Raw genomic sequence first — 13,262 nt, forward strand, 5'->3', positions numbered from 1 at the left:
GGTGATCAGCCCGCCCGCTTGGTCAGCAAGGCATTGGCCGCGCGCGAGTTGGGCTTGCGGTTCAGAAAGCTGCTGATGTAGGCGCCGGCGTCGATCAGCTTGTCGAGGTCGATGCCGGTATCGATGCCCATGCCCTGCAGCATGTAGACCACGTCTTCGGTGGCCACGTTGCCCGTGGCGCCCTTGGCGTAGGGGCAGCCCCCCAGGCCCGCGACGGAAGTGTCGTACTGCCAGACGCCCATCTCCAGCGTGGCCAGGGTGTTGGCCAGGGCCTGGCCGTAGGTGTCGTGGAAATGGCCCGAGACATCGTCGATGCCGTAGTGCTGCAAGGTGGCCTCCATGGCCCGCTGCACCTTGCGCGGCGTGCCCACGCCAATGGTGTCGGCCACGCCCACGTGCTGCACGCCGATGCCCTTCATGAGGCCGGCCAGGTAGGCCACGCGCTCGGGTGCGATCTCGCCTTCGTAGGGGCAACCCACCGTGCAGCTCATGGCGCCGCGCACATGGATGCCGGCCGCGCGCGCGGCCTGCACCACGGGTGCGAAACGCTCGATGCTCTCGGCAATGGAGCAGTTGATGTTTTTCTGGCTGAAGGCCTCGCTGGCCGAGCCAAAGACCACGATCTCGTCGGGCCGGTCACGCACGGCGGCCTGGTAGCCCTGGAGGTTGGGCGTGAGCACCGAGTAGACGATGCCCGCCTGGCGCGCGATGCCTTCCATGACCTCGTGGTTGTCCGCCATCTGCGGCACCCACTTGGGCGAGACATAGCTCGTCACCTCGATGTTCTTGAGGCCCGCATCCTGCAGGCGGTGCACCAGGCCGATCTTGATTTCGGCCGGTACGGGGGATTTCTCGTTCTGCAGGCCGTCGCGCGGGCCCACGTCGACGAGCTTGACTTTGGTGGGGATGCTCATGGGGAAGTCTCCGATGGGGATGTGGGTGTTCAGGCCGAGGAAGCGGCCATGGCCGGCTTGGGCCGAAGCCGCAACAGCAGGCCGCCGACGGCCACGCCGACGAGGCCCGCCAGCAGCATGGCCGAGCCGATGAAGCCCTGGATCCAGCGCGAGCTGCTGATCTCGGCCTGCAGCGGGTCCTTGGCGGGGTAGCGCACCGTGACGGCTTCGCCGATGGCGTGCTCGGCCTGCAGCCGCCGCAACACTGGGTCGGTCACGCGCAGGGTGCGGCCGTCATGGGCGGTGAACTCCACCAGGCTCTTGCTGCCATGCGCCGTACGCCCCATCGTGCCCACGGTGCCCGGCACCCGGGCCACGACCCGGCCCTCGGCCGAGCGCATGTCGCCCACCAGGTTCAGGCTGGAAGCCAGCAGCCAGGCCGCGCCGAGCGCTGTCAGCGCTCCGGGAACGAGCAGGATCCAGCCCAGCAGGCCCAGGAACGGACGAAGAAAGGAAGTGGCCATGGCGTGATGTCCCGTGCGCCGTTGTCTCTGCGAACCTCAGTACCCGCGTCCGGGATCCACGATCCCGGCCACGGCCTCTCCGCGCTGCAGCGCAGCGATCTTGCCGGCGATCTGCGCAATGCTCTCCTCGCGCAAGGTGCGCGCCGAGGTGTGCGGCGTGGCCACGATGCGCGGGTGGTTCCAGAACGGGTGGCCGGCAGGCAGCGGTTCCTTGCGGAACACGTCCAGCGTGGCGCCGGCCACATGGCCGCTGTCGATCAGGGCCAGCAGGTCCTCTTCCACCAGGTGCGCGCCGCGCGCCACGTTGACCACATAGGCACCGGGCTGCAGGCGCGAGAGGGTCTCGCGGTTCATGACGTCCTGTGTATCGGGCGTGAGCGGCAGCAGGTTGACCAGCACCCGGCTGGCAGCGAGGAAATCGTTGAACCCCTCGGCACCGCTGAACCCGCGCACGCCCTCGATGGCCTTGGGCGAGCGGCTCCAGCCGTTGACCGGAAAGTCGAACTGCGCCAGCGCCCGCGCCACGCGCTCGCCCAGCACGCCGAGCCCCATCACGCCGACCGGGAACTCGCTGCGCAGGCGCGGCTTGCGGTAGCCCCAGCGGCCGGCCTGCATGTCGGCCTCGTAGGCATCGAACTCGCGGAAGTGGCGGATGACGGCGTGGCATACGTACTCGGCCATCTGCACGGCCATGCCGGCATCGTCCAGGCGCACCACGCGCACGCCGGGCGGCAGGCGCAGCTTGAGCAGGGCATCCACACCCGCGCCGATGTTGAAAAGCGCCTTGAGCGCCTGCTGCTCGTCCATGAACTGCTGGGGCGGCGCCCAGACGACGGCGTAGTCGGCCTGGGGTGCGCCGGGTTGCCAGACGGAGATGGAGGCATCGGGCAGGGCCGCCTGCAGGCCTTGCAGCCAAGGCTCGGCCTTGGTATCGGTACAGCAAAAAGTGATGTTCATGGGCCGTAAGCGTACCGCGCCTGCAGGGGGTCAGGCAGCCACTGCCGCCAGCTTGAGCAGCTCGGCGCCTTCGGTCACCTGGTCGCCGGGGGCGTACAGCAATTCCTGCACCACGCCATCCACCGGGGCGGCAATGGTGTGCTCCATTTTCATCGCCTCCATCACGGCCAGGGCCTGGCCCTTGGCGACCTTGTCGCCGGCCTTGACGGCGAACGACACCACCTTGCCGGGCATGGGGGCCGTCAGGCGCCCGCCCTCGGCCGCCGCTTCACCGGAATGGGCCAGCAGGTCGATGGCCACGATCTGCGTGGCGCCTTCGGGCGTGAACACATGGTCCACCTCGCCCTGGGCATACACGGCGGCGCGCGTGCGCTGGCCGGCGAACTGCAGGTCGATGGCATCGCCCACGGGGGACAACACCAGGGGACCGGCCACCTGGGCATCGCCCTCGCCCACCGCCAGGTGCAGGCTGCCGCCGCGCTCGTAGGTCAGCCAGGCCTTGGCATGCTCGCCACCGAACTCGAACTCGAAGCGGCGCTGCACCACGCCATGCGTATGGAAGCCATCGCGGCGGCTGAACGGGTCCACGCCCTCGGCGGCGCGCTCGCGCAACAGGGCCTGCGCCACGGCGCTGGCGGCGGCCAGCGGCAGGCCCACGTCCTCCCTCTTGAAGAGCACGGCCTGCTCGCGCGGGATCAGCGCTGTGTCGAGCTTCGCCTGGGCGAACGAATCGGTGCGTGCCACGCGGCGCAGGAACTGCACATTGGTGGCCAGCCCCACGATGTGCGTCTGGGCCAGGGCCTCGTCCAGGCGGGCCAGCGCCTGTTCGCGCGTGTCGCCATGCACGATGAGCTTGGCCACCATGGAGTCGTAGAACGGGCTGATGGCATCGCCCTGGCGCACGCCCGAGTCCACGCGTACCGTGCCACGCTCGAAGGCCACGTGGGCCGGCAGCCCGTAGACATGCAGCGCACCCGTGGCGGGCAGGAAGTTGTTGTCGGGGTTCTCGGCGCAGATGCGCGCCTCGATGGCGTGGCCGGTGATGCGCAATTGGTCCTGGGCCAGCGGCAGCGGCTCACCCGAGGCCACGCGCAACTGCCACTCCACCAGGTCCTGGCCGGTGATGGCCTCGGTCACGGGGTGCTCCACCTGCAGGCGGGTGTTCATCTCCATGAAGAAGAAGTTCATGCTGCCGTCGGCGCGCTGCTCGACGATGAATTCCACCGTGCCTGCACCCACGTAGTTCACGGCGCGTGCGGCGGCAACGGCGGCGTTGCCCATTTCCTGGCGCATGGCCTCGGTCATGCCCGGGGCCGGGGCTTCCTCCAGCACCTTCTGGTGCCGGCGCTGCACCGAGCAGTCGCGCTCGAACAGGTAGACGTAGTTGCCCTGGGTGTCGCCAAACACCTGGATCTCGATGTGGCGCGGGCGCTGCACGTACTTTTCGATCAGCACCGCATCGTCACCGAAGCTGTTGATGGCCTCGCGCTGGCACGAGGCCAGGGCATCGGCGAACTCGGCCGCCGAATCCACGGCGCGCATGCCCTTGCCGCCACCGCCGGCGCTGGCCTTGATGAGCACCGGGTAGCCAATGCGGTCGGCCTCGCGCTGCAGCAGGGCCGGGTCCTGGTCGGCACCGTGGTAGCCGGGCACCAGGGGCACGCCGGCCTTTTCCATGAGCTGCTTGGACTCGGCCTTGAGCCCCATGGCCTGGATCGCCGAGGGTGGCGGGCCGATGAACACCAGCCCCGCGTCGGCACAGGCCTGGGCGAATTCCTCGTTCTCGCTCAGGAAGCCGTAGCCGGGATGCACGGCCTGCGCGCCCGTGGCCTTGGCGGCGGCAATGATGCGCTGCCACTGCAGGTAGCTTTCCTTGGGCGCACTGCCGCCGATGTACACGGCCTCGTCGCACACGGCCACATGCTTGGCACCGGCGTCAGCGTCGGAATAAACGGCCACGGTCTTCACCCCCATGCGGCGGGCAGTGGCGGCAACACGGCAAGCGATCTCGCCGCGGTTGGCAATCAGGATCTTGTCAAACATGGCGCCCTCCCGCGGCGAGATCGCCTGCGCACGCTGCGCGTGCCAAGCAATTTGCAGAAACATCCGCTGCGCGGCTGTTTTCACCGCGGTTGGCAATCAGGATCTTGGTAAACATAGAAATTAAACCGCCTTCGCGGGGCCGGAAAAGAGAGAAGACAAGCGCCGCAGCACGGCGCGCAGAAACTTGAAGAGCACCACCAGCAGCAGCACCGAGACCACCAGCATCACCACCAGCACTACACCGAAGGTCACGGGGTACTGCGTGGCGAGCCAGACCACGCCCACCACCAGCCCGTCCTCGAGAAAGGACAGTCCCCAGTTGGAGAACGGTTCGGGCGAGGTGTTGGCCGCGGCGCGCGCCGTCATCTTGGTGGCCAGCGAGGTGGCGGCCAGCGAGCCGCCCATGAGCCCGCCGACCAGGCCCATGGTGGCGCTGTCGGCGCCGAACACGCCGGCCGCCAGCAGCGCCCCGGCCGGCACCCGGATGAAGGCATGCACGGCATCCCAGAGGCTGTCGAACCAGGGCACCTTGTCGGCAAAGAACTCCACCACCAGCATGCAACCGCTGACCGCCAGCACCATCGGGCTTTGCAGCACCGAGAGGCCCGGCGGCAGCGGCAGCCAGCCGGCCCAGCCCATGGCGCCGACCATGAACACCACGGCATACAGGCGCACGCCGCTGGCCCAGCCCAAAGCCGCCGCCAGGGCCAGCAGGCCGGGCATGTCGAGCTGCTGGGTGGCGCGCGCGACGCCCCCGGCGACGTCGCGGGCCGTGCCCGCGTCCACGTGCAGGCCGATGGTGTGCAGCCACTGAACGATGCTGAGCCAGAGTGCGTCCATGGGGATTTCCTGTCAGAGAATCACACGGCCAGCCAGGCGGGCTTGCGCTTTTGCAGGAAGGACTGCACGCCCTCGCGGCCTTCCTCGCTGGCGCGGATCTCGGCGATGCCTTGTACCGTGACGTCGATCAGGCCCGCGTTGATCTCGCGCTCGGCCACGTCGATCACCAGTTTCTTGCAGGCGCGCACGGCCGCAGGGCTGGCACTGGTCAGCGCCTTGAGCAACTCGGCCACCTTGGCGTCGAGCGCCTCCATGCCCGGGTCGGCCACCACCACCTCGTGTACGAAGCCGATGCGCAGGGCCTCGGCGGCCGAGAAGCGCTCGGCCGTGAGGAAGTAGCGGTGCGCCGCGCGTGCGCCCATGGCGCGGATCACGTAGGGGCTGATGGTCGCAGGGATCAGGCCCAGCTTCACCTCGCTCAGGCAAAAGCCCGCCGTGTCCACCGCCACCGCCATGTCGCAGGCGGCCACCAGGCCCACGCCGCCGGCATACACGTCCCCTTGCACACGGGCGATGGTGGGCTTGGGGCACTCGTAGATCACGCGCAGCATCTCGGCGAGCTTGCCGGCGTCGGCCACATTCTCTTCACGCGTGTAGTCGGCCATGCGGCGCATCCAGTTGAGGTTGGCGCCCGCGCAGAAGGCCGGGCCCTCGGCCGCCAGCACCACGGCGCGCACGTCGGCGCGTGCGCCCACTTCGGTGAAGGCCGCCGTGATCTCGGCGATCACTTCGTCGCTGAAGGCGTTGCGGATCTCGGGCTGCGTGAGCGTGATGCGCGCCACGGCGCCTTCGCAGGCAATGGTCAGATTGGGATTGCTCATGCTGGACCGTCCTTACATGCGGAACAAACCGAACTTCGTGTCTTCGATGGGCGCGTTGCGCGTTGCGGCCAGGCCCAGCGCCAGCACGCGGCGCGTGTCGGCGGGGTCGATCACGCCGTCGTCCCACAGGCGCGCGGTGGCGTAGTAGGGATGGCCCTGGTCCTCGTACTGGCGGCGGATGGGGGCCTTGAAGGCCTCTTCCTCCTCGGCGCTCCACTGGCCGCCCTTGCCCTCGATGCCATCGCGCTTGACGGTGGCGAGCACGCCGGCCGCCTGCTCGCCGCCCATGACGCTGATGCGCGCGTTGGGCCACATCCACAGAAAGCGCGGGCTGTAGGCGCGGCCACACATGCCGTAGTTGCCTGCGCCGAAGCTGCCGCCGATGATGATGGTGAACTTGGGCACGGCGGCCGTGGCCACGGCCGTGACCATCTTCGCGCCGTTGCGCGCGATGCCCTCGTTCTCGTACTTGCGGCCGACCATGAAGCCGGTGATGTTCTGCAGGAACACCAGCGGGATCTTGCGCTGGCAGCACAGCTCGATGAAGTGCGCGCCCTTGAGGGCCGACTCGCTGAACAGGATGCCGTTGTTGGCGATGATGCCCACGGCCATGCCCTCGATGCGCGCGAAGCCCGTGACCAGCGTGGTGCCATAGCGCGCCTTGAACTCGTCGAACTCGCTGCCATCGACGATGCGCGCGATGATCTCGCGCACGTCAAAGGGCTTGCGCGTGTCCACCGGGATCACGCCGTAGAGTTCTTCGCCGGCGAACTTCGGCGGCAGCGGCGCGCTGTCCGCCGGCGCTGCGGCCTTGGCCTTGTTGAGGTTGCGCACCGCATTGCGCGCCAGCTGCAGCGCATGCAGGTCGTTCTGCGCCAGGTGGTCGGCCACGCCCGACAGGCGCGTGTGCACGTCGCCACCGCCCAGGTCCTCGGCCGTGACGACCTCGCCCGTGGCGGCCTTCACCAGTGGCGGGCCGCCCAGGAAGATGGTGCCCTGGTTCTTGACGATGATGGACTCGTCGCTCATCGCCGGCACGTAGGCGCCACCGGCCGTGCAGCTGCCCATGACCACGGCGATCTGCGAGATGCCCTGGGCGCTCATGTTGGCCTGGTTGAAGAAGATGCGGCCAAAGTGGTCGCGGTCAGGGAAGACCTCGTCCTGGTTGGGCAGGTTGGCGCCGCCCGAGTCCACCAGGTAGATGCAGGTCAGGTGGTTCTGCTGCGCCACTTCCTGCGCGCGCAGGTGCTTCTTGACGGTGAGCGGGTAGTAGGTGCCGCCCTTCACCGTGGCGTCGTTGCACACGACCATGCAGTCCACGCCGCTCACGCGGCCGATGCCGGCGATCAGGCCGGCGCTCGGCGCGTCGTTGTTGTACATGTTGAGCGCGGCCAGGGGCGCCAGCTCCAGGAAGGGCGTGCCCGGGTCCAGCAGCATCTGCACGCGCTCGCGCGGCAGCAGCTTGCCGCGTGCCGTGTGCTTGGCGCGCGCGGCCTCGCCGCCGCCCTGGGCCACCTTGTCCAGGTGGCCGCGCAGGTCATCGACCAGGGTGCGCATGGCGGCCGCATTGGCCAGGAAGTCGGCCGAGCGGGCGTTCAGTTGGGTATCGAGGATGGTCATGCAGCGGATCTTTCAAGCAGTCTTTTCTTCGGCCAGCCCCAGCTGGTCCTTCATTTCGTCGCGGATCTTGAATTTCTGGATCTTGCCGGTCACCGTCATCGGGAAGCCCGTGACGAAGCGGATGTAGCGCGGCACCTTGTAGTGCGCGATCTGGCCCTTGCAGAAGGCGCGCACGGCCTCCTCGGTCAGTTCCTGGCCGGGCTTGACCACGATCCAGGCACACAGCTCCTCGCCGTACTTCGCGTCGGGCACGCCCACCACCTGCACGTCCTGCACCTGCGGGTGGCGGTAGAGGAATTCCTCGATCTCGCGCGGGTAGATGTTCTCGCCGCCGCGGATCACCATGTCCTTGATGCGGCCGACGATGTTCACGTAGCCCTCGGCATCCATGGTGGCCAGGTCGCCGGTGTGCATCCAGCCCTCGGCGTCAATGGCCTCGCGGGTCTTGGCCTCGTCGCCCCAGTAGCCGTGCATGACCGAATAGCCGCGCGTGCACAGCTCGCCGCGCTCGCCCACGGGCACGGTCTCACCGGTGTCGGGGTTCACGATCTTCACCGTGAGGTGCGGCTGCACCTGGCCCACGGTGGAGACGCGCTTGGACAAGGGCGTCTCGGTGCTGCTCTGGCAGCTCACGGGGCTGGTCTCGGTCATGCCGTAGGCGATGGTGATCTCGGACAGGTGCATCTGCTCGACCACGCGCTTCATCACCTCGGTCGGGCAGGGCGAGCCGGCCATGATGCCGGTGCGCAGCGTGGACAGGTCGAACTCGGCAAAGCGCGGGTGGTCCAGCTCGGCGATGAACATGGTGGGCACGCCGTGCAGGCCGGTGCAGCGCTCGTCCTGCACCGTCTGCAGCACCGTGAGCGGGTCGAAGCCGTCGTTGGGGTAGACGATGGTGGCACCGTGCGTGAAACAAGCCAGGTTGCCCAGCACCATGCCGAAGCAGTGGTACAGCGGCACGGGGATGCACAGCCGGTCTTCAGGAGTGAGGCGCATGCACTCGCCGATGAAGAAGCCGTTGTTCAGGATGTTGCGGTGCGTGAGCGTGGCGCCTTTCGGGAAGCCCGTGGTGCCGCTCGTGAACTGGATGTTGATGGGGTCGGTGGCCTTGAGCCCCGCCGCCACCTCGGCCACGCGCACATCGGCCACATCGCCGCGCGCCAGCAGGTCCGAAAAGCGCAGCAGGCCCGGCTCGTCGGCGCCCTGCCCGGCCTCGTCGATCCACACCACGGTGTGGAGGTGCGGCAGCTTCACCGCGCCCAGGCGGCCCGGCTCCTGGCGCTGCCACTCGGGCGCCAGTTCGCGCAGCATGCCCAGGTAGTCGCTGGTCTTGAAGCGCGCCATGCTCACCAGCAGCCGGCAGCCGACCTTGTTGAGCGCGTACTCCACCTCGGAGGTGCGGTAGGCCGGGTTGATGTTGACCAGCACCAGGCCCACCTGCGCCGTGGCCAGTTGCATCAACACCCACTCGGCATTGTTGTGCGACCAGATGCCCACGCGGTCGCCAGGCACCAGGCCCAGGCCCAGCAGGGCACTGGCCAGGCGGCGGGCCTCGGCCTGCAGGCTGCGGTAGGTGTAGCGCAGCTGCTGGTGCACGCTGACCAGCGCTTCGCGCTCCGGCTGGCGGGCCACCATGGCGTCGAAGAAATCGCCCAGCGTCTGCTCGATCAAGGGCACGTCGGTGGCGCCACGGGCCAGGCTGGTGACCAGTGGGGTGGTGGCGGAAGGCATGGCTGCACCCATTGTCTTGTCTCCTTGCGTATCGCTTGCCCGCGCGGCATGGGCAATGTCGCCCCAAGCATAGAAGCCCACCACGGCCCGTGGTGGACACAAAGGTTGCAAATCGTGCCACAGCTCATGCACACTGTACCCCGTGAAATCCCCTGCCTCCACCGCCCCCAGCGACCTTCCTGCGCCCAAGACCGCCCCAGCGGCCACCCCGATTGCCTTCGTGCAGGCGATTGCACTCGCTTACAGGCGCCGCAGCATGAGCCCCGCCTGGGCGCTGGCCCAGGCACAGATTGCGCCCGGCCTGCTGTTCGATGACAGTGCGCGCATCACGGCCTGGCAGATGGAAGAGGTGTCAGGTGCCGCCATGCGGGAACTCGATGACGAGGCCCTGGGCTGGTTCGGCCGGCGCCTGCCCTGGGGCAGCTACGGCATGCTGGCGCGCGCCTCCATCAGCTCGCCCGACCTGGGCGTGGCGCTCAAGCGCTGGTGCCGCCACCATGGTCTGCTGGCGGACGACATCACACTGCGCCTGGCGCGAGCCGACACCACGGCCACACTCTCCATCGAGGAGAACTGCGACCTGGGCTCCCTGCGCGAGTTCTGCCTGGTCTCGGTGCTGCGCAATGCCCATGGCCTGGGTTGCTGGATGGTGGATTCGCGCATTCCCCTGCTGGCGGCCGAGTTCGCCTTTGCCGCGCCGCCGCATGCCGAGGCCTACGGCGTGCTGTTCCCCGGGGGATCGGTGCGTTTCAACGCCCCGCAGACGGCCATCCATTTCGACGCCCGCTACCTCAGCCTGCCCCTGCGGCGCGATGAGGCCGCGCTGCGCCAGATGCTGCAGCATGCGCTGCCGCTCACCGTGCTGCAGTACCGGCGCGACCGGCTGCTGGTGGCCCGCGTGCGCCAGTTGCTGGGCGCGCCCGTGCAGGGCCACCCTGGCCAGGCGCTGGCCGCGCACAGCGCCGAATCGCTGGCCCATCTGCTGCACGTATCACCGCGCACGCTGCACCGCCAGCTCAAGGAGGAAGGCGCCACCTTGCAGGGCCTGAAAGACGAGGTGCGGCAGGGCCGCGCCATGGAATTGCTGCACCGCAGCGACCGGCCTATCAAGCAAGTGGCCGAGGCGGCAGGCTTCGTCAACGAGAAAAGCTTCATCCGCGCCTTCAAGGGATGGACCGGGCATTCGCCTGCGGAATACCGCCGGCTGGCGCGCATGGCGGCATGATCGGCAACCGCGATGGCAGCAGGGGAACCTCCCGCGCCATGCCACCGCAACTACACTGACCCCCGATGCCGATGATCCACCTGTACCACTGCGTCAGTGCACGCTCGTTCCGCCCCCTGTGGATGCTTGAAGAGCTGCAGCTGCCGTACTCGCTGCACATGCTGCCCTTTCCTCCACGGCTGAAGGCGCGCAGCTTCCTGGAGCTCAACCCCCTGGGCACCGTGCCCCTGTTCGTGCAGTACGCCGTGCGCATGACCGAATCGGCCGCCATCTGCCAGTACCTGGCTGCCGCCCACCCCGATGCCGGGCTGGACGTGCGTGCCGTGGACCCGGCCTACGGTGCCTACCTCAACTGGCTGCACATGGGCGAGGCGACGCTGACCTTTCCCCAGACCCTGGTGCTGCGCTACGGTCGCTTCGAGCCCAAGGCACGCCAGCAGCCCCAGGTGGTCGAGGACTACCGCCGCTGGTTCCTGGCCCGCCTGCGCGCGGTGGAAACTGCACTGGCCCATGGCGAGTACCTTTGCGCCGGCCGCTTCACCGCGGCCGATGTCTCGGTCGGGTATGCGCTGCTGCTGGCCGAGCACCTGGGCCTGTCGCCCGAGTTCGGCGAGCGCACGCTGATGTACTGGCACCGCCTGCAGCAGCGCCCCGGCTACCAGCGCGCCATGGCCGCGCAGATCGAAGCCGCCGAGGAGCAGGACGTGCCGACCACGCCGGCGCCCGATACACGGCCCTGACGCCCGTTGCTCAGGGCTCGACCACGTTGAACATGGGCTCGAATTCTTCGAGCATTGCCAGCAGGGCGTGGACCCGTGACACATCTCCGCTCACGCCGACACGGCTCTCGGAGATCCCGGCGGTCAGTGCTGCGGCCACGCCCTCCCCATGGGCGAGCAGACGCGCCAGTTCTTCGTGGCTGACAGCGATGGATGCATCCACGGCAGCGTCCCCCTCCGTGCGCCGATAGGTCAGTGCTGCATTGTCCAGGCTCAGCGACCAGTGCTCGCCAGTGTCGGTGACCCGCCAACCCAGGCGCAGCACTTGGCCGCTGGCACGTTCGGCCACCAAGCGCACAGCCAGGCAGTCGAGGAACATCTCCATCGGCACGGACTTGAGCAGGTCGTAGCCCAGGCTGCGCCGGGGGCCGGCGCGCACGCCATGGCGCAACTCGCGTGCCGCCAGCAGGTAGGCATTGCGCCAGGTGGCGGACTCGCTGGCAAAGCCCAGTTGTTCCAGCGCCGCGGCACACAGGGTGCGGGCGCCCTGGTGGGTCGGGTCGGCAAACACCAGATGGGCCGTGACCTCGGCCACCCAGCGGTGCTCGCCGCGCTCGTAATCCGCCTGCGCACGTGCCATCAGCGCCTGGGCGCCTCCCATGTAGTCCACGTAGCGCGTGCCGGCATCGACCGGCGGCAGCGCATGCAGGCGCGCCGGGTTGCCGTCGTACCAGCCCAGGTAGTGCTGCACCACGGCCTTGACGTTGTGTACCAGCGTGCCGTAGTAGCCCTGCGCGTGCGTGACGCCGGCCAGCTCGGCCGGCAGGCGCAGCACCTCGGCGATCTCCACGGCGGTCTGGCCCTGGTTCATGAGGCGTACGGTCTGGTCGTGGGTGTACTTGTACAGGTCGCGCTGCTGCGCGATGAAGCGGCTCAGCTCCGCCTGGCCCCAGGTAGGCCAGTTGTGCTGGGCGAACACCACGTCGGCATGCGGAGCGAATTCGTGCAGCGCCTCGTCCAGGTAGCGCGACCACAGGCGCGCATCGCGCACCTGGGCCCCGCGCAGCGGGCACAGGTTGTGCATGCTCTGCTGGCCGATCTCGGCCAGGTTGAGCGCCCGCAGCCCGGGAAAGAAGAAGAACATCTCCGAGGGCGCCTCGCTCTCGGGGGCCAGGGCGAAGACGATCTCGACGCCGTCGATCATGTGGCGCTCGCGGTCCTTTTCGATGGTCATCGTGGGCGGTATCAGCGTCACTGTGCCGTGCGGCAGGCTCTTGCCCAGGCCGCAATCGACCTGTGCGCAGACGCCGCGCGCCAGGGTGTGGCCGAACTGGAACTGCGAGCGCCGCGACATGGCGTTGCCGGCCACCATGTTCTCGGCCACGGTGTGCCAGACGAAGCCCGCGGGCGCGATGATCGGCACGCGCCGGCGGATGGCATCCTGCTCGTCGATCACGCCGCGCACGCCGCCGAAGTGGTCCACGTGGCTGTGGCTGTAGACCACCGCCGTCACCGGCCGCTCGCCACGGTGCTCGCGGTAGAGCCGCAGCGCCGCCTCGGCCGTTTCGGCACAGGTCAGCGGGTCGATGATGACCACGCCCGCATCGCCCTCGATCAGCGTCATGTTGGCCAGGTCGAAGCCGCGCACCTGGTAGATGCGCTCCGTGACCTGGAACAGGCCATGCACCATGTTGCGCCGCGCGTGCGCCCACAGGCCCGGGTGGACACTGGGTGCGGGCTCGGCGTCTTCCAGGAACTCGTAGCCCGCCAGGGTCCAGACGATGCGGCCGGTGGCGTCGCGCACCTCGGCGTTGGGCCAGGTGGCGATGAAGCCGCGCGTCACGGGGTCTTGGGGGAAATGCACAGGGTTGTTGGTGGTCATGTGGTTG

Annotated in this window: 11 protein-coding genes; 2 read left to right on the plus strand and 9 right to left on the minus strand. The window is 68.6% G+C overall.

Annotated elements, in window-relative coordinates; genetic code table 11:
- Positions 1 to 5: 5 nt before the first annotated feature.
- The 8 genes from AC0IZS_RS04885 to AC0IZS_RS04920 all read right to left on the minus strand — a co-directional run bounded on the left by AC0IZS_RS04885 (position 6) and on the right by AC0IZS_RS04920 (position 9,429).
- Positions 6 to 914, minus strand: a complete 909-nt coding sequence (locus tag AC0IZS_RS04885; RefSeq protein WP_471634620.1) for a hydroxymethylglutaryl-CoA lyase — start codon at positions 912 to 914, stop codon at positions 6 to 8.
- A gap of 29 nt (positions 915 to 943) precedes the next feature.
- Positions 944 to 1,417 carry a DUF3592 domain-containing protein gene (locus AC0IZS_RS04890; RefSeq protein WP_471634621.1) on the minus strand — a complete coding sequence of 158 codons (474 nt, stop codon included), beginning with the start codon at positions 1,415 to 1,417 and terminating at the stop codon, positions 944 to 946.
- Between the two features lie 36 nt (positions 1,418 to 1,453).
- Positions 1,454 to 2,374 carry a 2-hydroxyacid dehydrogenase gene (locus AC0IZS_RS04895; RefSeq protein ID WP_471634622.1) on the minus strand — a complete coding sequence of 307 codons (921 nt, stop codon included), beginning with the start codon at positions 2,372 to 2,374 and terminating at the stop codon, positions 1,454 to 1,456.
- A 30-nt stretch (positions 2,375 to 2,404) separates the two neighbouring features.
- Positions 2,405 to 4,417 carry an acetyl/propionyl/methylcrotonyl-CoA carboxylase subunit alpha gene (locus AC0IZS_RS04900; RefSeq protein WP_471634623.1) on the minus strand — a complete coding sequence of 671 codons (2,013 nt, stop codon included), beginning with the start codon at positions 4,415 to 4,417 and terminating at the stop codon, positions 2,405 to 2,407.
- A 120-nt stretch (positions 4,418 to 4,537) separates the two neighbouring features.
- A complete protein-coding gene (locus AC0IZS_RS04905) occupies positions 4,538 to 5,257 on the minus strand; it encodes a DUF4126 domain-containing protein (RefSeq protein ID WP_110539114.1) in 720 nt (239 codons plus the stop codon).
- Between the two features lie 20 nt (positions 5,258 to 5,277).
- Positions 5,278 to 6,078 (minus strand): enoyl-CoA hydratase/isomerase family protein, encoded by an 801-nt coding sequence (locus AC0IZS_RS04910; RefSeq protein WP_471634624.1) that lies wholly within the window; start codon positions 6,076 to 6,078, stop codon positions 5,278 to 5,280.
- Between the two features lie 12 nt (positions 6,079 to 6,090).
- Positions 6,091 to 7,698 carry a carboxyl transferase domain-containing protein gene (locus AC0IZS_RS04915; RefSeq protein WP_471634625.1) on the minus strand — a complete coding sequence of 536 codons (1,608 nt, stop codon included), beginning with the start codon at positions 7,696 to 7,698 and terminating at the stop codon, positions 6,091 to 6,093.
- A gap of 12 nt (positions 7,699 to 7,710) precedes the next feature.
- Positions 7,711 to 9,429 carry an AMP-binding protein gene (locus AC0IZS_RS04920; RefSeq protein WP_471634626.1) on the minus strand — a complete coding sequence of 573 codons (1,719 nt, stop codon included), beginning with the start codon at positions 9,427 to 9,429 and terminating at the stop codon, positions 7,711 to 7,713.
- A 142-nt stretch (positions 9,430 to 9,571) separates the two neighbouring features.
- Here AC0IZS_RS04920 and AC0IZS_RS04925 point away from each other — a divergent pair, with 142 nt between their 5' ends.
- Positions 9,572 to 10,654, plus strand: a complete 1,083-nt coding sequence (locus tag AC0IZS_RS04925) for an AraC family transcriptional regulator (protein ID WP_471634627.1) — start codon at positions 9,572 to 9,574, stop codon at positions 10,652 to 10,654.
- A 71-nt stretch (positions 10,655 to 10,725) separates the two neighbouring features.
- Complete coding sequence (locus tag AC0IZS_RS04930) at positions 10,726 to 11,394, plus strand: glutathione S-transferase family protein (protein ID WP_471639463.1); 669 nt, start codon at positions 10,726 to 10,728, stop codon at positions 11,392 to 11,394.
- A gap of 10 nt (positions 11,395 to 11,404) precedes the next feature.
- On the opposite strand, the gene AC0IZS_RS04935 is transcribed toward AC0IZS_RS04930, so the two are convergent.
- Entirely contained in the window at positions 11,405 to 13,255 is a 1,851-nt protein-coding gene (locus AC0IZS_RS04935; RefSeq protein ID WP_471634628.1) for an alkyl/aryl-sulfatase, read from the minus strand.
- Positions 13,256 to 13,262 lie beyond the last annotated feature (7 nt).

It is taken from the genome of Acidovorax sp. AC410 (genome assembly GCF_979253235.1).

What these genes read in the sequence shown, in the direction of transcription:
- AC0IZS_RS04915 (WP_471634625.1), bottom strand. Translation starts at nt 7,698, where the DNA reads ATGACCATCCTCGATACCCAACTGAACGCCCGCTCGGCCGACTTCCTG.
- AC0IZS_RS04930 (WP_471639463.1), top strand. Translation starts at nt 10,726, where the DNA reads ATGATCCACCTGTACCACTGCGTCAGTGCACGCTCGTTCCGCCCCCTG.
- AC0IZS_RS04885 (WP_471634620.1), bottom strand. Translation starts at nt 914, where the DNA reads ATGAGCATCCCCACCAAAGTCAAGCTCGTCGACGTGGGCCCGCGCGAC.
- AC0IZS_RS04905 (WP_110539114.1), bottom strand. Translation starts at nt 5,257, where the DNA reads ATGGACGCACTCTGGCTCAGCATCGTTCAGTGGCTGCACACCATCGGC.
- AC0IZS_RS04895 (WP_471634622.1), bottom strand. Translation starts at nt 2,374, where the DNA reads ATGAACATCACTTTTTGCTGTACCGATACCAAGGCCGAGCCTTGGCTG.
- AC0IZS_RS04935 (WP_471634628.1), bottom strand. Translation starts at nt 13,255, where the DNA reads ATGACCACCAACAACCCTGTGCATTTCCCCCAAGACCCCGTGACGCGC.
- AC0IZS_RS04910 (WP_471634624.1), bottom strand. Translation starts at nt 6,078, where the DNA reads ATGAGCAATCCCAATCTGACCATTGCCTGCGAAGGCGCCGTGGCGCGC.
- AC0IZS_RS04890 (WP_471634621.1), bottom strand. Translation starts at nt 1,417, where the DNA reads ATGGCCACTTCCTTTCTTCGTCCGTTCCTGGGCCTGCTGGGCTGGATC.
- AC0IZS_RS04900 (WP_471634623.1), bottom strand. Translation starts at nt 4,417, where the DNA reads ATGTTTGACAAGATCCTGATTGCCAACCGCGGCGAGATCGCTTGCCGT.
- AC0IZS_RS04920 (WP_471634626.1), bottom strand. Translation starts at nt 9,429, where the DNA reads ATGCCTTCCGCCACCACCCCACTGGTCACCAGCCTGGCCCGTGGCGCC.